19 protein-coding genes and 1 pseudogene are annotated in these 23,322 nt (G+C 51.7%); 13 read left to right on the top strand and 7 right to left on the bottom strand.

Going from position 1 to position 23,322, the window contains the following annotated elements:
- Window positions 1–8 precede the first annotated feature (8 nt).
- Window positions 9–1,134: pseudogene (locus tag IPM50_04600) on the top strand (ThiF family adenylyltransferase).
- A 646-nt stretch (window positions 1,135–1,780) separates the two neighbouring features.
- Here IPM50_04600 and IPM50_04595 read toward each other — a convergent pair.
- Complete coding sequence (locus IPM50_04595) at window positions 1,781–2,164, bottom strand: hypothetical protein (protein QQS33862.1); 384 nt, start codon at window positions 2,162–2,164, stop codon at window positions 1,781–1,783.
- Window positions 2,165–2,383: 219 nt separating this feature from the next.
- Between IPM50_04595 and IPM50_04590 the strand changes: the two genes are divergently transcribed.
- The 5 genes from IPM50_04590 to IPM50_04570 are packed head-to-tail and all read left to right on the top strand — an operon-like array spanning window position 2,384 to window position 10,608.
- On the top strand, window positions 2,384–5,680 hold the full coding sequence (locus IPM50_04590; protein ID QQS33861.1) for a DEAD/DEAH box helicase family protein: 3,297 nt from the start codon (window positions 2,384–2,386) through the stop codon (window positions 5,678–5,680).
- A complete protein-coding gene (locus tag IPM50_04585; GenBank protein ID QQS33860.1) occupies window positions 5,680–9,444 on the top strand; it encodes a putative DNA binding domain-containing protein in 3,765 nt (1,254 codons plus the stop codon). The genes IPM50_04590 and IPM50_04585 overlap by 1 nt, the downstream gene beginning before the upstream one ends.
- A gap of 24 nt (window positions 9,445–9,468) precedes the next feature.
- Window positions 9,469–9,609, top strand: coding sequence for a hypothetical protein (locus IPM50_04580; protein ID QQS33859.1), 141 nt, complete (start codon window positions 9,469–9,471; stop codon window positions 9,607–9,609).
- A gap of 29 nt (window positions 9,610–9,638) precedes the next feature.
- The gene (locus IPM50_04575; GenBank protein QQS33858.1) at window positions 9,639–10,463 is read left to right on the top strand and encodes a hypothetical protein; all 825 of its coding nucleotides are present in this window, start codon (window positions 9,639–9,641) and stop codon (window positions 10,461–10,463) included.
- 7 nt (window positions 10,464–10,470) lie between these two features.
- Window positions 10,471–10,608, top strand: a complete 138-nt coding sequence (locus tag IPM50_04570) for a hypothetical protein (protein ID QQS33857.1) — start codon at window positions 10,471–10,473, stop codon at window positions 10,606–10,608.
- A gap of 67 nt (window positions 10,609–10,675) precedes the next feature.
- Here the strand turns inward: IPM50_04570 and IPM50_04565 are convergent, their stop codons facing one another.
- Together IPM50_04565 and IPM50_04560 are read right to left on the bottom strand one after the other, a co-directional pair.
- Window positions 10,676–10,888: a hypothetical protein gene (locus tag IPM50_04565; protein ID QQS33856.1), complete on the bottom strand. Its 213-nt coding sequence runs from the start codon at window positions 10,886–10,888 to the stop codon at window positions 10,676–10,678.
- 18 nt (window positions 10,889–10,906) lie between these two features.
- Window positions 10,907–11,788, bottom strand: coding sequence for an ATP-dependent Clp protease proteolytic subunit (locus IPM50_04560; GenBank protein QQS33855.1), 882 nt, complete (start codon window positions 11,786–11,788; stop codon window positions 10,907–10,909).
- 111 nt (window positions 11,789–11,899) lie between these two features.
- Between IPM50_04560 and IPM50_04555 the strand changes: the two genes are divergently transcribed.
- The 4 genes from IPM50_04555 (at window position 11,900) to IPM50_04540 (ending at window position 16,712) form a co-directional block, all read left to right on the top strand.
- Window positions 11,900–12,190 carry a hypothetical protein gene (locus tag IPM50_04555; GenBank protein ID QQS33854.1) on the top strand — a complete coding sequence of 97 codons (291 nt, stop codon included), beginning with the start codon at window positions 11,900–11,902 and terminating at the stop codon, window positions 12,188–12,190.
- Window positions 12,191–12,479: 289 nt separating this feature from the next.
- Window positions 12,480–13,097: a hypothetical protein gene (locus tag IPM50_04550; protein ID QQS33853.1), complete on the top strand. Its 618-nt coding sequence runs from the start codon at window positions 12,480–12,482 to the stop codon at window positions 13,095–13,097.
- Window positions 13,098–13,229: 132 nt separating this feature from the next.
- Window positions 13,230–14,495 carry an NAD(P)/FAD-dependent oxidoreductase gene (locus tag IPM50_04545; GenBank protein ID QQS33852.1) on the top strand — a complete coding sequence of 422 codons (1,266 nt, stop codon included), beginning with the start codon at window positions 13,230–13,232 and terminating at the stop codon, window positions 14,493–14,495.
- A gap of 63 nt (window positions 14,496–14,558) precedes the next feature.
- A complete protein-coding gene (locus IPM50_04540; GenBank protein QQS33851.1) occupies window positions 14,559–16,712 on the top strand; it encodes a hypothetical protein in 2,154 nt (717 codons plus the stop codon).
- Here IPM50_04540 and IPM50_04535 read toward each other — a convergent pair.
- The 3 genes from IPM50_04535 to IPM50_04525 are packed head-to-tail and all read right to left on the bottom strand — an operon-like array spanning window position 16,709 to window position 19,015.
- Entirely contained in the window at window positions 16,709–17,242 is a 534-nt protein-coding gene (locus IPM50_04535; protein ID QQS33850.1) for a zinc-ribbon domain-containing protein, read from the bottom strand. The two genes, IPM50_04540 and IPM50_04535, sit on opposite strands and share 4 nt — an antisense overlap.
- 10 nt (window positions 17,243–17,252) lie before the next feature.
- A complete protein-coding gene (rlmB, locus tag IPM50_04530) occupies window positions 17,253–18,062 on the bottom strand; it encodes a 23S rRNA (guanosine(2251)-2'-O)-methyltransferase RlmB (GenBank protein QQS33849.1) in 810 nt (269 codons plus the stop codon).
- Window positions 18,059–19,015: a hypothetical protein gene (locus IPM50_04525; GenBank protein ID QQS33848.1), complete on the bottom strand. Its 957-nt coding sequence runs from the start codon at window positions 19,013–19,015 to the stop codon at window positions 18,059–18,061. Before IPM50_04525 ends, rlmB begins: the two co-directional genes overlap by 4 nt.
- A gap of 283 nt (window positions 19,016–19,298) precedes the next feature.
- Between IPM50_04525 and IPM50_04520 the strand changes: the two genes are divergently transcribed.
- The 3 genes from IPM50_04520 to IPM50_04510 all read left to right on the top strand — a co-directional run bounded on the left by IPM50_04520 (window position 19,299) and on the right by IPM50_04510 (window position 22,537).
- On the top strand, window positions 19,299–19,982 hold the full coding sequence (locus IPM50_04520; GenBank protein QQS33847.1) for an NYN domain-containing protein: 684 nt from the start codon (window positions 19,299–19,301) through the stop codon (window positions 19,980–19,982).
- A gap of 305 nt (window positions 19,983–20,287) precedes the next feature.
- On the top strand, window positions 20,288–21,562 hold the full coding sequence (locus IPM50_04515) for an RDD family protein (GenBank protein QQS33846.1): 1,275 nt from the start codon (window positions 20,288–20,290) through the stop codon (window positions 21,560–21,562).
- A 72-nt stretch (window positions 21,563–21,634) separates the two neighbouring features.
- On the top strand, window positions 21,635–22,537 hold the full coding sequence (locus IPM50_04510; GenBank protein ID QQS33845.1) for a DUF814 domain-containing protein: 903 nt from the start codon (window positions 21,635–21,637) through the stop codon (window positions 22,535–22,537).
- On the opposite strand, the gene IPM50_04505 is transcribed toward IPM50_04510, so the two are convergent.
- Window positions 22,538–23,134: a TlpA family protein disulfide reductase gene (locus tag IPM50_04505; GenBank protein QQS33844.1), complete on the bottom strand. Its 597-nt coding sequence runs from the start codon at window positions 23,132–23,134 to the stop codon at window positions 22,538–22,540. It lies immediately after the preceding gene.
- Window positions 23,135–23,322 lie beyond the last annotated feature (188 nt).

Here is a 23,322-nt window from a genome sequence, read left to right as displayed (position 1 = left end):
GCACGATGATGATGGAACGCTACAGCCGACAAATTCTGTTCCCTGAGATCGGCCGCGAAGGCCAGGCGAAGCTCCTCGCGTCGCGAGTGCTGATCGTCGGCTGCGGTGCTCTGGGGGCGTCGCATGCCGAGATGCTGTCGCGTGCGGGCGTTGGGCGGTTGCGTATCGTTGACCGCGATTTTGTAGAATTCACCAACCTCCAACGCCAGACGCTTTTCAGCGAATCCGACGCCGCCGAGCGTTTGCCAAAAGCCGTCGCCGCTCGCAACCGCATCGCCGCGATCAATAGCGAAGTTGAGGTCGAAGCGATCGTAGCGGACGTTAATAATTCGAACGTCGAGACGCTCATCGAGGGCTGCGATGTCGTTATCGACGGCACCGATAATTTTCAGGTGCGTTATCTGGTCAATGATGCTTGCGTCAAACACGGTACACCTTGGATCTACGGAGCGGCCGTCTCGAGCTACGGCACGACGATGACCATTCGCCCGGGCGTCAGCCCTTGTCTGCGATGCATTTTCGAAGAAATGCCCGACGCCGGCTCGTCGCCGACGTGCGACACCGCGGGCGTGATAATGCCGATCATCGCCGGCATATCCGCTGTCCAGGTCGCGGAATGCCTCAAACTCCTCGTCGGCGACACAGCATCTCTCCACGGCTCGCTCGTTCAGATCGACCTCTGGGCAAACGACTGGCGAAAGATAAAACTCCCTTGCAGAAGCCCGCGCGTAAGCAAGGGCGAAACACCCACCGCGATCTACGAAACTGCGTCCGCTAGCAAGGGCGAAACACCCACCAACGAAGCGTTCGGCCCCGATTGTCCGTGTTGCGGCGAACGCCGGTTCGAATTCCTCGACGCCGACGTCCGGGAATTCACCGCCGTGCTCTGCGGACGCGACGCCGTCCAGTTAGCCCCGCCTCGGCCAACAGAGATCGACCTGGCTGCACTCGCCGAACGCCTGTTCGCGATCCCCGATATCGCCGGGCGGCGACATTAAACAAAACGACTACCTGGTTCGTTTCACCGCCGAGGGCCGCGAGGTCACCGTTTTTGCCGACGCCCGCGCCATCATCAAAAACATCGACGACCCCACCGCCGCCAAAACCCTCTACGCCCGCTACATCGGCACGTAAAAAGTCATAAACCCGCCGGAACGCGGGCATCCCTGCCCGCATCTTCGAGCTCCCCGCCTTACCAAGGAGGGGTGGCAGTCCCGACGGTCTTTTTGTCGGGACTGTCGGGGTGGTTCTCTCCCTCGCCCGACCGTGGAACAGCAGCAATAATGATCCACAGGCTTTAGCCCAAAGGTCCCGAGCTCTTGTCACCAACGGTGACGAACATATATAGCCTAGGGTAAGGCCGCAGGCCGCAACCCTAGGGAACACGATCCCACAACAAACCGCTCCCTGAAGGGGAGCCACATCACCCCCGATGTCCTTGCGCTTCAGTCACGTGTTGCCACGCTGCGACGTTTCGATGCCACCGGAGAAACAGATTCAGGCGGCTCCGCCGCTCTATTTGCGGAAAAGTTCTACTTTTCCGGAAAGCAGCCCCGAAGAACGCGGCTCTGCCGACGGCGGCGAAGCCGCAATTGAATTGACAGACGCCACGGTGAAGCAGAGCTTCACCGCAAATAGACAGGCCGAGCCTGAATGTTCTATAGAGTCATCGGCCAGTTTGCGGTCGAGGCTCAAGCCGCCAGCCTCCTGTCAGAACCGCCTGCGTCAGCGGGCCGGGTTCTTTGCAGCACCGCAGTCTGTAGGCATCTTTGAATTGCCACTATCGCGGGACTGCAGGAGGAGCGCCGCGGAAAATCTTGTCCACTATCCGCGATCCGCATTCTCTCCTCAATTCCTCCACTCTTCCAGCTTTCACCAACCACTGACCACCGACAACTGACAACCGACCACTGGCTACATTCAGCAATCGATCCCCTTTATCACGCGAAAACATAGCAAAGTCATGTGAAAACAGAGCAAAGTTTCGTGACAAAAGGCCAAAGTCACGAGAAAACGGAGCATTTTCACTTGAAAACCGGCTAGAACCACGCGAAAACAGAGCAAAGTTAACAGAATCTAAGCCAAAAACAGTTGTTTTTGATACAAAAAAATGGAGATTATTTCCCTCGCTGCCGCACGTGATCACCCTAACCGTTGTATTCATAACGGTTACGCCATCTACGGTTTGATTGCTCACATCCAAACCGGCACTTATGCTATATTTAGGCGAATCCGTTTCGACCAGATTGCCTGACCTATGCCGCGAAACCAATTTTTAACAGACACTTCAGGACAAGGAAAGAGGAAGGCATCACAGATTGTAGGGTCGCTGTCAGATATAGGTTTGGATGTTGGCTGATTGGTTTCTAACCTCCGAGAATTGATGTCTTCCAAATTTTTCACGAATAGCAACGAACGAAGTTTGTTCGATAAATTTACTGGGATCATCCATGGCATGAAAGATCTATACGCCTTTCATGCGGTAGTCGGTTATTTCAGATCTTCAGGGTACTTCGCGCTTCAGCCATATCTGAAAGATCTGAAAAAGATCAAGATTTTGGTCGGCATCAATGTCGATCAGATGTTCGCAGAAACCCAACGCAAGGGTCTTCTGTTCTTTGGCGATGAAGCAAGGGCAAAGCAAGAGTTCTTAAACTGGTTCATTCAGGACATTCGTGAGGCCAAGTATTCAGCGGAAGTCGAAGAAGGTATTTTGCAGTTCGTAACCGACCTTATTGAGGGGCGAATTGAGGTGCGTGCTCACAATTCGAGAGCGATTCACGCAAAATTCTACCTATTCCTACCTGAGCATCACACTGCCAATTCCGACGGTTGGGTGATAATGGGCTCTTCGAACCTCACCGAAGCAGGGTTGGGAATCAAGCAAAGTCCAAATTATGAGCTCAACATTGCCCTAAAGGATTTCGACGACGTCCAGTTTGCAAAAGGTGAGTTTACCAATCTCTGGGCGGAATCGACGCCGATCTTACCCGCAGATATTCAGTCATTCAAAGATAAAACGCACATCGGGCAGGTATTTACGCCCCACGAGATTTATCTCAAATTCCTAACAGAATATTTCGGACGCAACATCGATTACGATCCGGACACGGTTGGCGACCTCCCATCAACTTTCCGCAAACTGAGCTATCAGATCGACGCAGTTAACGAAGGTTTTCAAATGTTGATGCGCGATAACGGCTTCTTCCTTGCGGACGTTGTGGGTCTTGGCAAAACGGTCGTTGCTGCGATGATCGCGAAACGATTCCGTATCGCCAATGGCTCACAGAATACAAAGATCCTTGTCGTTTATCCCCCGGCCCTCGAACGGAATTGGAAAGACACGTTTAGGCAGTTTCGCCTTGATAAGGACACTAAATTTATTACCAACGGAAGTCTCGAAAAAATTCTTGATGGAAATGACCATAACTACTGGCCCAAAGAAGAGTACGACCTGATCCTTGTTGACGAAGCGCATCGCTATCGCAATCACACGTCTCAGATGTTTCAGAATCTTCAGCGGATCTGCAAATCTCCGCGAACCGGCGATGGTTTGATCGCTGATGATAAGAAGAAGGTTATTCTGATCTCGGCAACGCCACTCAACAACCGGCCGCAGGATATTTATTATCAGCTGCAGTTGTTTCAGGACTCACGTCGAAGCACACTGACCGAGACAAATCTCCAGGCATTTTTTGGCCCGATAATCCGCGAGTATAAAGAGATCATCCGAGACCCCCAGCCGGACCTTGGGCGGATTCGCGAGTTATATCAACAGATGCGAGAGAGGATAATTTCGCCGATAACTGTTCGTCGAACCAGGACCGACCTCAGGAACTATCCAAAGTACCTTCAAGACCTTAAAGAGCAAGGCATTGATTTTCCGGAAATATCGCCTCCGCGAGAGATCGAGTACGAACTGAGAGGAAAGATCGGCGAACTCTTTACTCATTCGATGGATGTCTTGACGAATGAAGTGAAGTACTTCCGTTATCAGGCGGTCCTGGCTCTCAAAGAAGAGATCCGTGACGAGCAATATCCACAGGCGCGTATAGTTTCGCTTTCGCTTGCAGGGATACTTCGGAATCTAATGGTCAAGCGTCTTGAAAGCAGTTTTTATGCTTTCAAACGAACATTGAGAAATGTTGCAAAAGCAACCGAGCGAATGATCGCGATGTTTGCGAATGACAAAGTTTTCATCGCTCCCGACTTCGACGTAAACGCCCTGATGGAAAAGGGCTATACGATGGAAGAGGTCGAAAACTACATCCTCGAGCGCACAGTTGATGACCCGGATTCTCGCAACCGTATCTTCCCGGCTTCTGATTTCGAGCCAGAATTCGTGGTTGGATTAAGGAACGATCTCGACCTATTAAATGGCCTCATTAAACAATGGAAAGAGATCGATGAGGATCCAAAACTTGAGACATTTTTCGACGCTCTGGATAGGCAATTCCTAAATACCTCAACTAATGCCTCAGGCAAGCTTGTGATCTTCACCGAAAGCAAGGACACGGCGAATCATCTGCACGAGAGCATTAAGGAACGTTTGGGTATTGATGCATTAAATGTGTCGGCGGAAAATCGGAAGAAGTTGTTTGAAACTATTCGCGATAATTTCGATGCGAATTACACGGGCGAGCAAAAGGACGATCACCAATTACTCATTACTACCGATGTGCTCGCCGAGGGCGTTAATCTGCATCGGGCAAATGTGATAGTAAATTACGACACGCCATGGAACGCAACGCGTTTGATGCAGCGAATTGGCCGGGTCAATCGTATCGGCAGTGTTGGCAAGGTTGTATATAGCTATAACTTTTATCCGTCGCCGCAAGGCGACGAGTACATAAACCTCTATAACAAGGCTTTGGTTAAGTTGCAGAGCTTTCATTCGGCATTTGGCGAAGACGCAAAGATCTATACACACGAGGAATTCGTTGAGCAATTCAAACTCTTTCAGGAGGGGCTCGAAGATGAGGAGGACAAGCGCCTTTTCTATCTGAGATATATTCGCGAATTCAAAGATGCCAATCCAAATAAGTTCAAACGCATTAAGGCCTTTCCGCTCAAGGCGAGGACCGGACGTAGTATTTCGAGATCGAAGAAGCAAGACGTTGAAGATTCGACAGTGATCTTCCTAAAATCGCAGTACAAGACCGAATTTTATACCTCAAGAGGAGATGGAAATGTCGAGGCTCTGACATTCCTCCAGGCCGCAGCTATCTTTGAGGCAAGATCATCGGAACCGGCCTTTCCCCTGCCGCCAAACCACTACGATCATGTGCAGGCGGCATTGAACACATTTGAAAAGGATTTCTTTGGCTCATCAACGGAAGCGGTGACCACAACCGACAAGGCCGATGCCAGATCGAATCAGGCAAAGAAATTTCTACGCGACATCTCGGGCATTACAAAACATGATGAGATCAAGACTGTTTGCGGGAACCTGGGCGAATTGATAGATCGTGGAACATATGCCGCCTTGCCCGGCGAGGTGCGAAAGCTCCGGCAAAAGGTTGAAAAGCGGCAGATCACCTGGCAACAGGCAGAATCGATACTCGTCGAACTTGCGCGAAAGTTTGACGCTCTGGATGAAAGCGACGGCTCGACGAGCATTACCGAGCTTTCCGCTAACATTGAACCTGAGATCGTGCTCTCGGAGACGTTTATCCCATAATGACCAAATACGAACTGAAACAAATTCTTGAGAATCCATTCGAAAATGAAGGATGGACGCGAGTGCTGAGGGACATTTTCGGTGTTCGCAACCTGCTTCAAACTCCTAAGCCGATCACGCTTCCTGCAAATGACCTTGCGAAAAAGGCTGTCGAACTTGGCTCGTTCAACACCGCCGACGGCCGCGTCGTCGGACTCTATCAGATCGACCTCAAAAATAATGTCCGTATTGGGCAGAATCGTGTCGGCGTCAGATCACTTTTGCGGAGCGTCTACAAATACGACGTTGACGCTGCCCTTGTCGTTTTTGTCCAGAATGACAAATGGCGGCTCTCGCTTATATCTGAAATTCGTGTCCGGAATCCTGAAACAGATGAGGTAATCGAACAAAAGACCGAACCAAAACGGTTCACGTATCTGCTCGGTAACGGCGAGACGGTCCGAACTGCTGTTGATAGTCTTGATTTCTATTCCCAATCTGATCTCAAGCTTGATGCGCTCCTTAAAGCATTTTCGGTCGAAAAACTCAATAAGGATTTCTTCACGGATTACGAAGCGGTTTTCCGGCTTATCGAGGAAGAAGTTAAGCAAAGCATTCCTGATACCAAAGCAAACGATAAAGTAGCAGCCGAGAAACGACGGCTCTTCACCCAGCGTCTATTTAATCGCCTCATGTTCATATACTTTCTTCAAAAGAAAGCGTGGCTTGAGTTCGATGGCGATACCGACTATTTGCGCAGACTTTTCAACGAGGCCGAGGCAAATGGCGAAAACTTCTTCGCTGACCGATTATTCTGGGTATTCTTTTCCGGTTTAGGTGAAGCGGAAAGTGCCGATGTTCATGACTCGAATCTATTGAAGGGGCGGCGGGGCAAGGTTCCATATCTCAACGGTGGCCTATTCGAGAAAGACGAGGATGGTTTCGATGAACGCGGCAGCGTTTCACTCGGTAATGAGAATCTTGGCCGCATTCTAACCCTTTTCGAACGCTACAACTTCACGGTTGACGAATCTTCACCAATCGATGTTCAGGTTGCCGTTGACCCCGAAATGCTCGGCAAGGTTTTCGAAGAACTCGTCACCGGTCGAGGCGATAGCGGCAGCTACTATACTCCGCGAGAAATCGTCCAATTTATGTGCCGCGAAGCACTAATCCGATATTTGGAAATCGCTGATATTGGAATGGCAAAACTTCGGGCGTTGGTATACCACTATTCGGACGAGAATCTAACGGTCGCCGAGGCTCGGGCACTGCTTCAAAGGTTGACTGAGATCCGGGTGGTTGACCCAGCTTGTGGTTCAGGAGCGTATCTTCTTGGGATACTTCAGGAATTAACAATTCTAACCGGCATACTCGATACGCGTGCTCAAAATGCAGATAAGGAAATCTTTGATCGAAAGCTCGCCATCATTCAGGCCAATCTTTATGGCGTTGATAAAGACAAGTTTGCTGTTCAAATCGCGAGGCTTAGGCTATGGCTTAGTTTGGCTATTGATTTCACTGGGGACGAACCTCAGCCGCTTCCAAATCTCGACTTCAAGATTGAATGTGGTGACAGCCTAACGGCACCCGACCCGAGCCGAGCAAATCTAGATGGCGTGGCAGAGCAAATCGAGCAATATAGAAGGGCGAAGGCAAAATTCTTTGATGCGTCAATCCGTGCTCCGCATGACAAGGAATATCGCGAAGGTTTGCTGGAAGAGGTTAACCGTCTTCACGATGAGATTTCATTCTGGGTTCACGCTAATCAAAATGCTGGTGTTCCCGAGGATGCATTTGACTGGGCGATTGAATTTGCCGAGGTGTTTAAGCGAAATGAAACCGGGCAAAGGGGCTTCGATGTTGTCCTTGCGAACCCACCATACGGAGCAAAGGTTGCCGATAATGTGCGCGATCTTTACTTTGATCGGGCAAGAGAAGGCTCTCAGTCAAAAGACACATACGGGCTCTTCATGGCCCGAGGGCTTCAACTCCTTAGAAGTGGAGGGATTCTCAGCTACATTGTTTCCGACACATGGCGGACGATTAAATCTCATTTGCCTCTGCGGCGACGGATCCTCGAACAGTCAACCGTTCACCATTTCCTCGATCTGCCGCCGTGGGTCTTTGATGCAACTGTGAATACGTGCATTCTTACTCTCACGAAGCAACCGCCAACCGAAGATAACAACGTACTTGCCGGAGATCTTCGAAATCTTCCTGTTCGAAACTGGCGCATGCTGGAAGATAATCTTCGTGTTGTGTCGGCTCATGGTTTCGATGCTCAGACCCTCGACTATGCTCGCTACACATATCCTCAAAGAGCGATAACGACATACAGTAATCTCTCCTTTTTTATAGCGTCCCCCGAACTTCATCAGTTATTTTGTAACGAGGATTTCACGCAGCTTGCGCGGATGGCGCAGGTCAAGCAAGGATTGATTACCGCCGACAATCAACATTATCTGCGCAAAAGAGAGGGCGTGCGAGGGAGTTACGAAATTCTTGACGAACGGAAACTTCTCCGCGAAACAGAAATTGCAAATCTATCCCAAGACGAGAAACGCAACGGGGTCGATCCAAACGAATATGAGGGCAGACACTTTTTGCCCTATGACAAAGGAGGCGAAAGCAACGCCGGGGATGGTTGGCTTCCAAACTATTATGTCCCGACGGGCTACTTCATTGACTGGTCAAGGTCGTCTGTTCACCGTTTGGAGACCCACACAAGTGACAATCAGGATGGACGGATTGCGGCCCGTTTTCAGAATCGCGACTATTATTTTCGTCAAGGAATAACATTCTCACCAACGGGAGTCTACAGTCCCACGTTTAGATTGGGTTGCAATGCGATCTTTGGAAACAAAGGATCTACGATTTTCAGCAACGAGAAACCTGCGACGTTGCTTCTGGCTATTTTGGCTTCCGTTTTATCGCGGTATCAATTAAAGAACTACTTGTCCCACACAGTCGAAACCGGCGAAGAAGTACTTCTCAACTTAATGCTGCCTGAAATGTCACCGGAAGATGAGAATCAGCTTGAAACACTGGTTCAGTCAATAATTGATAGTCAGAAACTTGACCCGCTGTATTCATATTATCTTCATGAACAAAGGGAAATCGATTCGCTGATATTCGGGCTTTATGAGCTAACTCCAGATCAGGTACGGGAAGTCGAAATGTGGTTTTGTAGACGGTATCCACGACCAGCGGAAGCTCAGGGCCTTACCGCGGAGATCAAGGAAAAGTATGCGGACCATTTGGCTCGTTGCGAACGCATTCTTTCAAAGCCACCCGAATATTGGCTTTCCAATCCGATTCTCACATTAATCGCCGAGGGTGAGAGTTCACAATTAGAGTTCAAGGAAACCTTAGAAGCAAACAATGTCACAGGTGAGAAACATCCGGGCGTCTTGCTCGGCAATCTGAAAACCATAGCGGCATTTCTAAATACCGATGGCGGAACGCTTCTGATCGGCGTCTCCGATTCCGGCGAGATTAAAGGATTAGGACTCGATTTTAGGCTATGCGGCAAGGCTAATGTTGACGGTTTCGAGCTAAAACTACAAGACCTAATAAAAGACCGCCTAAAAGCTCCAGTTGGAAAGATTAAGGTCAGATTCGAAACCCTGCCCGAAGGCGATGTTTGCCGAATAGACGTCGAACCCAATCCCGCGGTTACATTCCTGGACGGAAAAGATGTATATGTGCGAACAGGCAACAGAACGGAGAAACTCGAAGGCCCTCGACTGGCCGAGTGGATACAAACACGAAATGCAAATTGATCTATTTTGCCAGCGAAGACTTCTATGATGATGGACCGCCGCGACCTAGACAACGTAATTTTCGATGCCCTGGGCCTAACTGCGAGCGAACGCGACGCCGTTTACGAAGCCGTCATCGACCTGGTGTCAAAACGCCTCCAACGCGCCCAGACGATCACGGCTTAGAAACAATAGTTCAAAGGGAATCTGGCATCATGTTTTGGGATACAACACACGAAGACCTCGACAAAAAGATCCGGCAACTCGATAGTTGGATAAATTCGACTCGTGGTATTACCGGAACGACAAGGGACGATTGGGAACCGGTCTTCGATTTAATGAAAGAGATACAGGCGGACTTCAACAACAAGGTTAAGTACCCGACAAGGGATGAGCGTGAGACTGCCTGGCAAACATTTTGTGCACTTCGAAGCGAAGCCCACGAAAAGAGCCGAAAACGAAACGCAGAGCGATCTGACTATCGAATGATCGAGATCAACTACGAATTGGGAGAGGCGTACTGGAACGCGTTTGATGACGAGATCGGCGATATGATCACCTTCTACACTGCTCAGACTACGAAAGAGATAATGAAAGGAAAAGGCCGCCATCTTTATCAAGCCGGTCAGTTGTTGTCGAAGTACAAGCATGAGATGACGCGAGAACACAAGGACGAAGTGTTCGAGCGAATAAAAGAAATTCGTGAGCAGCACGACATCTTCTGGGGTCGTTACAGGGAATATCAGGAGGATAGACAGAGAGAGTTTGAACAGAAAAGGGACAATGCTCGCGAACGTATCGAGGCAAACTTAGAAAAGAACCGTGAACAACTTCGAAAGGCAGAAGAAGCCTTAGAACGTCAGAAAGATCACCGTCGAGATCTGGAGGAGCAGATAGCGTCCGCGTGGAGCGACGACTTTCGAGATCGTGCCGAAGGATGGCTTGACGAAGCAAACGAAAAGATCGCGGATATCGAGGAGTCTATCGAAAGGATCGAAGGCTGGATTGAAGAGGGGCGCGACAAGTTGAGAACCTTTTGATATTGGAGTGTACGACCGCCGTGAACTCGACAACATTATTTTCGACGCTCTCGGCCTAACCACCGGCGAACGCGACGCCGTTTACGAAGCCGTCATCGACCTGGTGTCAAAACGCCTCCAACGCGTCCAGACAATAACGAACTAAAAGAAAACGGCAAAAAGAGACCGTCAAGCGGTCTCAATGGTTGCGAGAGGTACTTTGTAAAACGGAACTACACGAAGCTCTTCTTGCTAGAAGCGTGCTGAATATCGTAAAAACGTTTTCCAAGAGTGTCTGCGGGCGGAAGATCATACTTAGCGGTTTTCGCTACACCGAGCCGTTTCATCTCTTCATAGAAACTCTCAAGCTCACGAAATTCCTTTTTCTCACCAAGTTCCTTCCTAAACTTTTCCGATTCTTGATTGAGTTCTTCTACTACTGACATTTGGTTCCTCCGAGGACGTTAAAAAAACAATCTATTATGAAAAAATGCCTGTTGATTTGTCCGCGCGATGTAATCGGTGAGAAGGTCATTGTACTCTCTGATCATATCACGAAGCTCCACGTCATTGGAATAATCCTCAATCTTTAGACGTACCAGAGTCTGCAAAGTTGCCAAACTTATCATCCGGCCATGCGAGTGCCAGGTTTTATTATCACCAAGCAACGAGGCGATCTCTTCAGCTCGCGTCTCTTTCTCTTCCGGAGTTACCGGCTGTCCTTTCTTGTTTTCATTGGTTTCATGTATGTCCCAATCCTTGAACTTGTATTCGACAAGCCATTTTTTGAGCAATGTGATTGTCAAATTTCTGGCTTGCTCGAATTGATTGAGCATTGCGAGGTCTATATTTTGTAGAATCAAAAATTCGGCTTGTGTTAATTCGCCGCTTTTTGCCTTCTCTAGCAACTTCTCAACCTGATCAAGGTAACCCAGGGCAGGCACGAAATGCGTTCCGTTAAAAATCTGAGGATCGATGGGCCCTAGTGACGACGAATAGTCCATGAAGATTTTGTCACCAGACATGCAAAAGATCGTTCCGGCAGACATCGCAACATCGGGAACCACAAAATAGATTTCCGAATAGTGGAACCTAATGATCTCTACCAACTTTTCAACCGTCTCGGCGCTACCACCGGGCGTATTTAAGAAAACGACCAATCGACCGGTTTTACCACCGTTATCGTTGTCCTGTCGCAGCTCTTCAATGAAATTGCGAAAAAACCTCTCCATTCCAGGCTGGATTTGCGCGTAAAAGAAAATCACATCAGCGCTAAAATGTGTCTCCAGAGCGGCAAGGCGCGCGAGTAGCAGTTCTTTGATTGTCGCGTCAAATTTCGGGATCATCTGATATAGTATCGGTAGTTTTTTCCTAGGTTGTTATACAGGATTTCTGGCTATCAGACAAGTTACTGTTAGGCAGCATGTGTCGGTGAGTTTCGGCGGATATTTGGCAAGGTGATGGTCGAGCACGAGCAGGCCGTTGGCCGGGAAGAGAGCGATAAAGGAAAGCCGTGGACCGATGCCGAACTACGCGTGGTCTTGAGCGATGCCCCGACAAAAGAGAACTGCGTAAAACACGCCAAAGCCTTCGGCCGAGGCTACGGAGCCCTCGAACAAATATACCGCTGGGCCGCCACCAGCGATCCAGAAATAAAACGCCTCCGCCCAAATGATAAATTCATCGCCCAAATAAAACGCATCGCTAAAGAACTAGGCTGGCGAGCGTGGTCAGGCCAAGGATCATAGTATTGCGGGAAATCCCGAATCTTTGTTGTATAAACAACAATAGCTGCCAAGCCTCTCAACGATGCTCAAACGGGCGGCCTTTCTTTTTTCTACGCCACAATGAGATACGGCAAGCCGGTTCTCACATTTAACCGGGTCGTCGATACTCAATATAAACTGTTGCACGGATGCAACGGCACTTGACAAATGAAATATTTGTATGCTATGGTCGTTTTCTCGGACACAACAGATGTTGTGACACATGAAATACACACAATAGAGAAAATACACTACACAGGAGACAATACTTATGAACTACAGAAGACTTTCGGATAATGACCTGGCGGATTTTGCGGCAAATGTGCTGGACCTGCTCGGCGGGACAAAGCTTGACGCGATAGACCCGGCCGTGCGGACCAGCCTGGAAACTGCCATCGGGACGCTGCCGGCCGATCTGGATGCGCAGGCACAGGCGGCAATGGCTACAGAGGGCGAACGCAAGGCGGCCGTGAGCATCAAGAACAGCTTTCGGGAACAGATCATCAGCCTGATGTCGCAGGTGCGCAATTCGCTGGTCGCGGGCCTCGCACCCAAGGAGCAGTTCGATTTTTGCGGTTTCGATTTTCGCGAGCCGGCAACAGGAACATACCTGGCTCAGGACCCGACAGATCTGTCCGGTTTTGGCTATTCCAACGGCGTCAATGTGATCAAATTCAAGGGTAACAACAGGACAGGCTCGGTCGTTTACGAGATATGGCGTCGGCATGGCGAAACGGTCGATTGGGGTATCTATGCGAACACCCGAAGGCAGTCGTACACCGACACGAACGTTTCACCGGGTATGTATTGCGAATACCGCGTCCGTGCCGTCGCATCCAATTCGGTTTCGAACTTTTCGAATTCGGCAGTGGTCTATGGAGCGAGCTAAATGATGAGTGAAGAGTGAAGAGTGATGAACTCTGAAACTTGGCCGCGGAGTTGTCTTATGACAAAAGGGCTCCGCGGCCGTTTTTTGTTTGGGTGGTAAACTTTTGGTGGTGGCGGTCGTACGGAGATTTGTATGGGGCAGGAGCCAAGGGTTGTGATCATTGGCGGTGGGTTTGGCGGGCTGTGGGCTGCTAAGGCTTTGGCGAACAAGCCCGTCCGCGTGACGTTGATCGACCGGAAGAATCATCATGTTTTTCAGCCGCTGTTGTATCAGGTGGCGACCGCGGTTCTCAGCCCGGGCGAGATCGCACAGCCGATCCGCCGCATATTGGCAAAGGCGAAAAATATCGAGGTCATATTGGGCGAGGCGGTCGAGATCGACGAGGAACAATGCCACGTCGTTTTGAGCGACGGTTCGCAGATCGCGTACGACAAGCTGATAGTCGCCGCGGGGGCGAGGCATTCGTATTTCGGCAATGATTCTTGGGAACAGCACGCTCCGGGACTCAAAACCATCGAGGACGCGGTCGAGATCCGCCGGCGCGTGCTGCTTGCGTTCGAACTTGCCGAACGAGAGGCCTACATTACAGGTGATCGCAAGCAACTGAATTTCGTCGTCATCGGCGGCGGTGCAACAGGCGTCGAACTGGCGGGGGCGATAGCCGATATCGCTCGAAAGGCTCTGGCGAAGGATTTTAAGCTGATCGACACACGCGAAGCGTCCGTGATGCTGTTCGAAGGTTCGGACCGCATCCTGAGCAGTTTTCACGCCGAACTTTCCGCGAGTGCCAAAAGCCAACTCGAGGACCTCGGCGTGGAGGTTCATCTGAACAGTTTTGTGACGGATGTCGGCGACGGCCGAATCCGTGTCGGGGACCGCGAGATCGAGTACGACGTCGTTCTCTGGGCGACGGGCGTTGCGGCATCGCCGCTCGGCGGAAAACTTGGGGCTGAGACGGATCGTGCCGGCCGCGTTCGGGTCTCACCGGATCTATCAATTCCGAGCCGCGAGAACATCTTCGTTGTCGGCGACATGGCGTATCTCGAACAGGAGAACGGCGAGCCTGTGCCGGGTGTCTCGCCGGCCGCGATGCAGATGGGTACGCTAGCCGCGCAAAACATACTTGCCGATATAGATGGCAAGCCGCGCAGCGATTTCGTTTACGTAAATAAGGGCACGATGGCGACGATCGGCCGCAAAAAAGCGATAGCAGAGATCGGCGGGCTTCGGTTTCGCGGCTTCGTCGCTTGGCTGATGTGGCTTTTTCTGCATGTGGTCTTTCTGATCGGTTTTCGCAATCGACTGGCGGTGTTGGCAGACTGGTTTTGGGCATATCTGACCCGCGAGCGATCGGCGCGGCTGATCACGGGCGACGCAGACGAACTTGCGAACAAGTAATTGCCTGCGTGGTTTCCTCGCGTCATTTGCTATCATCTATCCAACAATTTCTCTACCCATACGATGCTAAGAAGCTTGATCATTTTCACACTGTCATTTTTTGCTGCGACTGCCGCCGCCGTAGCTCAGCCGCAGATCTGGTCGGTCAATTCGCGTGCTGATGTGCTTCGCGGCGATGCACGCGGCGTTTCGATCGACGCCAACGGCACTCTGTCGCCGGCGCCGCGCGTTGCCGAGATATTCAACACCGGACAGGCTTATATTTGGGCAACGGCTGTTGACGCCCAAGGGAACGTTTACCTCGGGACCGGCGGCGAAGGCAAGATATTTCGCGTAGATACGGCGGGGAGCGGCAGCGTTTTTGCCGACCTCGAGGAAATGAATGTATCTGCTCTTGCGATCGGTGCGAAAGGTGATATTTTTGCCGCGACGATGCCCGACGGCAAAGTCTATCGAATTGACCGTAACGGCAAAGCAGATGTCTACTTTGCCCCGAAAGAGAAATATATTTGGGCACTTGCGGCAATGCCGGACGGCGCGCTGGCCGTCGCGACGGGAGACGGCGGCCGTATATATCGCGTGCGTTCGGCCAACGCAGAGCCTGCTGCGTCAATTCTGTTCGATTCGAGCGAGACAAACATCATTTCGCTGGCTGTAGGCCGAGGCGGCGAACTCTATGCGGGGACCGATCCCGGTGCGTTGGTGCTGCGATTTACTGCCGACGGAAAGCCGTTCGGTGTGCTTGATTCGCCGTTGCGGGAGATCAATAAGCTATCCGTCGCGGTGGATGGTGCGGTTTACGTATTGGCATTGGGCGATTCGGCTTCGGCCTCGAGGGCGGCCGATCCCGCTGCCGCCGGAACGCTCGCTGAATCCAAACCCGTAACCGTCGAAAGACCCAATCCTGCGAATCCGGAAACTCCCGCTAAAAGCAGGTACGATCTAAGTGCCGCGAAATCGGCCGTCTATAGGATCAGTGCCGACGGTGTTAGCGACATTCTCTGGTCTTCGGGCACGGTAACCGGTTTCTCACTGCTTGCAGATTCGGCGGGTGTATTCCTCGGCAGCTCAGACAAAGGCAGAATTTACCGTATCGGCAACAATGCGAGCGAAACCCTGCTGCTTCAAACAGACGCAGCCCAGATCTCAAATATCGCAAAAGCGGGAAATGGGTTCATTGCGACATCTAGCAATCAAGGTTCGCTGTTTCGTTTTGGCCCGGAAACCACCGCCGAGGGAACTTACGAATCTGCGGTCCTAGACGCTAAGAACGCCGCGGCGTGGGGTCGCATTTGGTGGCGTTCGCAAGGCAATGTCGCCATCCAAACGCGTTCGGGAAACACGGAGCGTCCCGATGCGACATGGAGCGTTTGGTCCGCCGCTATGAATGACGCCCGCGGCGGTCCGATAACGAGCCCGGCCGCCAGATATTTTCAATGGCGAGCAGTTCTGCGCGGAGCACCTGATTCGACAAAGTTGTTCGAGGTTACGGCCGCGTTTCTTGCCAGGAACATAGCACCGGAGATATTGTCGCTGAACATTCTGTCGGTCAGCGTTGGCCTGGCACCGAATCCGCCGATACAGATCGATCCAAATATCGAGATCGCAGGACTCGATCCAGCACAGTTTGGGGTCCCTGTCACCGCCGTCCCGCCGCGCCGTGTATATCAGCGAGGTGCGATCTCGCTGCAATGGACTGCCGAGGACCGGAATGGCGACAAATTGGTGTATGACGTTCATTTTAGGGAAGTGTCAGAAACCGCATTCAAGCCGCTGCGAGCGGGAATCGAGGAAAATTTCGTAACCGTTGACGGACAGTCGCTTTCCGATGGGAAATATCTTTTCAAGATCGTTGCCCGCGACACGCCTTCAAATCCGGGCCCATATGCCTTGGCGGGCGAACGTTTGACCGAACCGGTCGAGATAGACAATACGCCGCCGGCCGTTACGGCCATCGGAACGCCACAGATCACGGGCGACCGTGTTAGAGCAGTTTTTGACGCGGTCGATGCGTCAGGGTATATAGTGCGTGCCGAATACAGCGTTAACGGCGGCAATTGGCTGCCGGTCTATCCTGAAGACGGGATATCAGACAGTAGCCGTGAGCGATATGCGGTGGAAACAACACTAACGTCGGCAGGGGAATATACGATCAGTTTGCGCGTTTGGGATGCCGCCGGCAACGCGGGGTCGGCGAGGACCTTAGTTCGTCGTTAATCGCGGTCTTTTTTCTTCAGGGGCATTGTCTGCCCTTCCTGTTCTATTTCCAGGTTTCGCGTGGTGCCGTCGGTTACGCTCGGCGGTACCAGATCGCCGGTGCGATAGCGGGGCTCAGCGGCCGTAAAATTTGCCGGCGGGGAATTCAATACATTCACAGAGGCATTCAATAACGGAGCATTTTCCCGTTCTGCCATTCGGCGCTTTTCTTCGGCTTCTTTTGCTTTGAGCCGCACCAACTGCGCAAATCCTGAGCCGAATACTGCAAAAGCCGGTATCAGCAGCCAAAACCACCAATTTCGGCCGGCTCCCGTAACGCCCAAGATCATCGACACCACAAAGAAGGCCATTCCTGTGAACATCGCACTGATGGCGCTGCCGATATTTATAGGCCTGCCGCGGCGATCAGTTTCAGGCGGCGAAGGAAGACTGCCCGTCAGAGCTGCAGAGACCACTCCCAGGTCGCTGCCGCAACTGCGGCAGAATTTTCCGTCGTCAGGATTTCGTGTCCCGCATTTTGGGCAAAACATATTTGTTAGCTCAGAAAGATCTCTGACGCCGCGCCTCAAAAAGAATAACGCCCGCCGCGACAGAAACGTTCAGAGAATCTATTTTTCCATACATCGGTATCTTCACCAAGGCATCGCAGTTTTCTGCGACCAAGCGGTGCAGGCCGGAACCCTCGGCTCCGAGAACAAGTGCGGTCGGCTGCGTCCAATCCCATTCCGTGTAGTTCATCTCCGCCTCGCCGGCGGCTCCGACGACCCAGATGTTCCGGGATTTGAGTTCTTCGATAAATCGGTTCAGGTTCCCAACCTTTGCTACCGGCAGGTGTTCGAGCGCCCCGGCGGAAGATTTCGCGACAGTTCCGGTCAGGCCAACCGCACGGCGTTCGGGAATGAATACGCCGGCCACTCCGGAGCATTCGGCCGTCCGTATGATCGCACCGAGATTTCTCGGGTCCTCAATGCCGTCAAGCAGCAAAAGCAGCTGCGGAAGCTGTGAATTCTCAAGTATGTCACCAGCATCCGAATAGCCCGCTGCGGAAACGAACGCGACGACGCCCTGATGTCGAGATCCGTGCGGAACGGCTGCCGCTAATTCTCGGGCAGGGACCATAGAGAAAGGTATCCTTAGGGACTTGCACGCTTCGATGACTTCCGCGATCCTCGATTCGCGAGAGCCTTCGGCGATCAGCACCCGTTCAATACGCCGTTTTTCTGATCTTAATGCTTCGATGACCGGCGAGACGCCGAAAATGCTGTTGGCAGATACCTCAGGATCCGGCTGTTCGCCAATTCTTGACCGGATCTCGGGTTTCCGATGTTTTCCATGATCTCGGTGTTTCATAGGTCTAATGACTGCAGACGTGAGAATCTCAGGAACTGTGCCGCGTTGCTGGTCGTCAGCGAACTCGAAAATCTGCGTCCGCTGATCATTCCTCCCGATGTGCCTTTTGAGTCTTTGGAACTCGTGACAGGCCAGGTGTGTCCCAACAGCCCGCGTATTTCGCGATATGAGACGTTTGTGCGGGCATTTGTCGACCGGTCGGAGAGAAGATCCAATGTTCGACGCATATTGTCAGCAGCGAGCAGCGACATTTCACCTGCAAGGAACGAAAAATCCATGCCAGCGGGCAGTATGCGAAAACCTTCGCTATGCCCTGATATGTAAATATCCAGAACATCCTCGTCGTTCGTCATAGCCGTTCCGTCTATTGCCTTCCGTTTTCCTCCTTTGACCCGCTTTTCCAGCGAGTCAAGCTGACTAGTGAAGATGGTCCCGGAGACGATGTGCTTTATTCCGCTCCAAGCAACGTCGATCTTCTTGTTCGTGTTGAACGTGACGAACTGAGGGCCGTCAGCCCCGATTTCTATCCTTCGAAGGCGAATGGGTTCAGTTTCGGGCAGCAGCCGGGCCTCATCCAGGGTGATACAGTGTATCCCGGCCGCCGCCAGCCTCTCGGCAACTGCCTCGGCTTCCGTTGCGGTCCTCAATCTTACGATCGGTACCGGAAAGCCGCAACGGCACAGCCGGTGAAGTTCGTCTGCAGAAAGCGGAACGGCCGCGGCCGCCTGCGCGATGCCTGCTTCATTGGTGCAACCTATCACGACTGTCACAAACCCCTTTTCCCAAGCCTCAAATTCCTGAAAATTGATCTTTAACGGTGTCGTTGAACCGGAAGGCCGGTCAAGTTCTTTTCCGCAGTAGATACACGATGCACGGTCGGCCGGCGTTTGCCGGCCGCAAGAGCATTTCATCATCTGCGGCAGATGCTCGATCTCGGGGCTTTGGTCCTGCACAACGCCAATAATATCAAAATTCATGAGGCGCGGGCTTGAAATTCCTTGACCAATCAGAGATTTAGGGGCAAACTCTAAATGGGCTCGTTTCCGATGAAGCGGGACGTTAGGCGGGAATGCGGCGCATGCAAATGCACTGAAAATTTTATAAAAAGTTATTCTCACTCAGCTATTTGGCAGGAATTGCCGGAACTCTCTCGATAACAAGCTTTCGCCGCGTACCTTTAATTACCGACCCGCCGTGAACATGCCTAGTTTACGGGACAGAGAGGTGCGCATTTTGATGCAGTTTGATTCAACCATACCTTCATGGCAATTGGGACACCGCGGTCTGGTAGCCGTCTTCATTGACGGAAACAACCTGTTTCACGCGGCCAGATTTCATAATATCGACATCGACTATAACAAGCTGCTGCGTGTGCTGCTCGGTGACGGGCGTCTGCTGCGGGCATTCTTTTATACCGGTGTTGACGTTGGGGCCGAGCGCCAACAAGGGTTTTTGCTGTGGATGAGGCGAAACGGTTTTAGGGTCATACAAAAGGAGTTGAAGACCTTTTATGACGGAACCCGAAAGGCAAACCTTGATGTTGAGATCGCTGTGGATATGCTAAGCCTCGCCGGAAAGTACGATACCGCTGTGCTCGTTTCTGGTGACGAAGATTTTGTATATGCGCTTAACGCAGTGGCATACAAAGGCTGCCGTGTAGAGGTTGCCGGATTTCGTTCAAATTCAGCTCCAAGACTAATCGACGTAGCGGATTTCTTTATTGATCTCGGCGAAATAGCTCACCTTATTCGAAAGGACGGCGACCATCCGGCCGACTACGAGATGCCTTCGTTCTTGCCTCCGGGCCACGTTGGACAAGAGCAGAGGCCGTCTTCAGGACACGGACACTTTGCAAAGCCGTACAGAGACCCGGACTCTGAAGGCGTACAGGAATTTACGCCGATCCGTGATGATAACTGATCAAAATAGCCGGTCACTGGCATAGGTATCTGCAAAGATCGAATAGATACACGGCGCTTAAGATTCAATTGGCCCTTCAAATAAGCGCTTTTCGACGTAATATTTTGTTAAAACGTCGAAAAGTGCTGTTTTTTCTGCGCTTTACTGTTGACTGCTTAAAGTAAATGTTGATACCATCCCTGTGTTTAAGAATTTTGCGCTTCGTTCGAAACCCTTACTGAAAATCTGAGATCGATATGAATTGTCAGGGATGTCAAAGGCCACTTGCCCCGGCACTTTCCATCTGCCCATCTTGCGGTACGATGATGAACGACACTATTCGTGAGGAACTGCAGTCCAAGATCACGGTCCGCCCAAGAACGGACTCTATCCCAGCAAACACGTTCGAAGAGATACCATTGCCACAGCCGATGCCCGCAACGCCAATGCCGGCAACGCCAATGCCGGCAACGGTAGTAACGGCAACGGGGAACCGAGCGGCAGCCGTTGCTGTTTCTCCTGCGGTTGATCCGCAGACATTGCCGAAACGGCAGATCACCTCGCACCTTGAGCCGGCAAAGACCAGCCCGACGCTGGTTCGTTTTCAAGATCCAAACAAAACCAACATACCGGAATGGCGCGATAAGCTGAGGGAATCTGTGAAGCAGCGGAAGAATGGCGGCGTTCAAGCTGCCGAGGCCGACAACGTCAGGCCGATGCCTGCTTCCGTGACGCAGCAAAAGACTGCTGAACAGAGCCCGCAGCCGAAGATCGATGTGTCTGATGAGCGGCTGGCAAAAGCTCTGGCAAGGATCGAGAACTCGCGCCGTTCTTTCTTAAAGAATGACGGCCGCCAGCCACTCGCTCAGCCGATCTCGAGGCCGACGCCAGTGCCGGTTCGTCCTGAAGTGAAACAGCCGGTCTTCGTCCCTCCGTCGCCCGTTGCGTTGCCGAGAACGGTCTCCGAGGTTGCCCCGATCCGCGAACTGAAACACGATACTAACAAGCTGCCTGAACTTAAGTCCGTCGAAATGGAAGTTAAAATGCCGGAGGTGACGATCACGACCTCACGGATCGAGGTTGACGTTGACCGCAGTGGGCCGTTGGAACAGAACCTCATACATATCCCGGCAGCCCGATCTGAGGCTGAGGAAGCGGACGCGGTGGAATTTGAGGCCCCTGACGAGATAGAAGACCTTGCGCCGTTTTCTATGCGTTTTGCAGCCGGCTTATTCGACATTGTGTTTTCAGCGATAGCAGCTGCATTACTGCTTTCTCCGATAGCGTTCTATGGCTTCGACTGGGTGTCGCCGTTGGGGATAGGCCTCTTCTTTTCTGCCATGGCCTTGGTCCTTTTCACCTACAGTACTTTGACGCTCGGATTTGTAGGAAAGACATTGGGGCTGCGGCTTTTCGCCCTCGAATTGGTTGATGCTGTCGAGAACGAATACCCGACGATGAAGCAGGCGGCGATCAACTCGGCGGTGTATATCGCCTCGATGTTGTGTTTGGGGGCTGGATTCGTGACCATATTTTTCAACGATGAGAATAGAGCTGCACATGATCTGGTATCCGGCACTATCTTAGTAAAAGAGTTCTAAAAACGCCTCTTTCTTGCGTGCCCGGTTCCGCCGAGAGGTGAACCGGGCTTTTTTGTGCGTAAAATAAGCTTGATGACAGAAATCAAAGAAACGCATCATCAAGACGAAAAGGCAGCCGCCTGCCGCGAATTCGCCGCAAAAGCCCGAAAGCGTTTCTTAAGGTTCATTCAGAAAAAGCAGCGTCTTCTAGCAAATCTGGAAAGTGATCTGGAAAGGCACGGCGACCCCGAGACATGGCGGCGATACGGCGACCTGTTGCTTGCAAATCTGCACACGGCGCGCAGTCAGACTGATAGCATTTTGGTCACTGACTACTACGACGCAGCGGCTCCGACGATCGAGATCCCTTCAGAACGGGGCATGGACGCAAAGCAGCTCGCTGAACACTATTACAAGCGGTTTACGCGAGCACGCAATGCCCGTGAGGAGATCGTAAAGCGGCAGGAAATAGTAGCAGGCACTATCAGGGAAGCTGAGGCTCAACTTGTCGCGATAGATACCGCGGAGAACGAGGAAGACGCAGATCTGCTTCGAACTCTGTCTGAGCCGCCGGCAACACATGTGCGGTCAAAGCCGATAAAAGGGAAGGTGGACCCAAAACGATATCGAAAATTTCTGTCGTCTGACGGGTATGAGATATTGGTCGGAAAGACGGCCGCCGACAATGATTATCTTACATTTCGAGTATCGAACTCGCTCGATGTCTGGCTGCATGCAGCGGATCATCCTGGATCACACGTGATCGTAAGGATACCGAAGGGGATCGAGATCCCCGGCAAGACGTTGACTGAAGCAGCTCAGCTTGCGGGTTTCTACAGTTCAGGGAGGAAGCAGCCCAAACTTGAGATACGTTATACGCAGCGGAAATTTGTGAATAAACCAAAGAAAGCGGCTCCGGGGCTGGTCAGCCTATCAAAATTCAAGAGTATTTTGGTGGAGCCGAAAGTGCCATTCGAGCGCCAGGACGGGCCGTGATCATTCTGCCATGACTTTGCCCACGGTCTCATACATCGAATCGTAAACACGCTGTCCGCTGCCGACAAGAACACCGCGAAGCTTGCCGTTTCGATCGACGATGATCGTCTGTGGAACGACCTCTTGCCGTGTCAGACGGTAAAACTCTCGTGTATTCTCGTTTGAGCTGATCGCAAGGGTGTAGTTCAGCCCCATTTTTTCTGCGAATGACTTGATAAGGTCGACCGGCTCCGGCGATCCGGAGCCGTCGCCGATATTAAGGCCGATCACTTCAAAGCCCTGCGGCCCGTATTTGTTCTGCAAAGCGATCAAATGCGGCATTTCCGCTCTACATGGTCCGCACCAAGTGCCCCAGATATTTACCAAAAGAACCTTTCCCTTCTTATCCGACAATTTGAACGGAGTGCCGTCCAGCAACTGATACTGCGTATTTGCAAGGGTTGGCGGCAGTGGCGGGAATGCCGAATCGTCGCCTTTCGCTCCGTTCGTGCCCGCTGTGCCGTTGCCGCTGTCACCGCCCGAGCAGCCAATGAGCAGCGAGATGGAAAAAAATGCGGTGAGGACAAAAAATGATCTGATGCTGGTTCGTCTGGTCATGTTTGGTTGCGGTCATCGATCGCCGGTCTATCCGGTACACCCTCGAAGCCGGGTTCATTAACTAAAACATTAACATCGTAAAATGCAGTTTCAAAGTTATATCGGTGAGCGTAACGCTATGCTGATTTTACCGGACCGTTCATCCTGTATTAAACTTCTGGGGACTTACATTTATCCTAAACCACTTT

The organism is Acidobacteriota bacterium (genome assembly GCA_016700075.1).
GTDB lineage: Bacteria > Acidobacteriota > Blastocatellia > Pyrinomonadales > Pyrinomonadaceae > OLB17.
Note: the sequence above shows the minus strand (reverse complement) of the source record. Positions and strands in the feature narration are given on the sequence as shown.

What these genes read in the sequence shown, in the direction of transcription:
- IPM50_04595 (QQS33862.1), bottom strand. Translation starts at nt 2,164, where the DNA reads ATGAATACAACGGTTAGGGTGATCACGTGCGGCAGCGAGGGAAATAAT.
- IPM50_04590 (QQS33861.1), top strand. Translation starts at nt 2,384, where the DNA reads ATGTCTTCCAAATTTTTCACGAATAGCAACGAACGAAGTTTGTTCGAT.
- IPM50_04585 (QQS33860.1), top strand. Translation starts at nt 5,680, where the DNA reads ATGACCAAATACGAACTGAAACAAATTCTTGAGAATCCATTCGAAAAT.
- IPM50_04580 (QQS33859.1), top strand. Translation starts at nt 9,469, where the DNA reads ATGATGATGGACCGCCGCGACCTAGACAACGTAATTTTCGATGCCCTG.
- IPM50_04575 (QQS33858.1), top strand. Translation starts at nt 9,639, where the DNA reads ATGTTTTGGGATACAACACACGAAGACCTCGACAAAAAGATCCGGCAA.
- IPM50_04565 (QQS33856.1), bottom strand. Translation starts at nt 10,888, where the DNA reads ATGTCAGTAGTAGAAGAACTCAATCAAGAATCGGAAAAGTTTAGGAAG.
- IPM50_04560 (QQS33855.1), bottom strand. Translation starts at nt 11,788, where the DNA reads ATGATCCCGAAATTTGACGCGACAATCAAAGAACTGCTACTCGCGCGC.
- IPM50_04550 (QQS33853.1), top strand. Translation starts at nt 12,480, where the DNA reads ATGAACTACAGAAGACTTTCGGATAATGACCTGGCGGATTTTGCGGCA.
- IPM50_04545 (QQS33852.1), top strand. Translation starts at nt 13,230, where the DNA reads ATGGGGCAGGAGCCAAGGGTTGTGATCATTGGCGGTGGGTTTGGCGGG.
- IPM50_04540 (QQS33851.1), top strand. Translation starts at nt 14,559, where the DNA reads ATGCTAAGAAGCTTGATCATTTTCACACTGTCATTTTTTGCTGCGACT.
- IPM50_04535 (QQS33850.1), bottom strand. Translation starts at nt 17,242, where the DNA reads ATGTTTTGCCCAAAATGCGGGACACGAAATCCTGACGACGGAAAATTC.
- rlmB (QQS33849.1), bottom strand. Translation starts at nt 18,062, where the DNA reads ATGAAACACCGAGATCATGGAAAACATCGGAAACCCGAGATCCGGTCA.
- IPM50_04520 (QQS33847.1), top strand. Translation starts at nt 19,299, where the DNA reads ATGCAGTTTGATTCAACCATACCTTCATGGCAATTGGGACACCGCGGT.
- IPM50_04515 (QQS33846.1), top strand. Translation starts at nt 20,288, where the DNA reads ATGAACGACACTATTCGTGAGGAACTGCAGTCCAAGATCACGGTCCGC.
- IPM50_04510 (QQS33845.1), top strand. Translation starts at nt 21,635, where the DNA reads ATGACAGAAATCAAAGAAACGCATCATCAAGACGAAAAGGCAGCCGCC.
- IPM50_04505 (QQS33844.1), bottom strand. Translation starts at nt 23,134, where the DNA reads ATGACCAGACGAACCAGCATCAGATCATTTTTTGTCCTCACCGCATTT.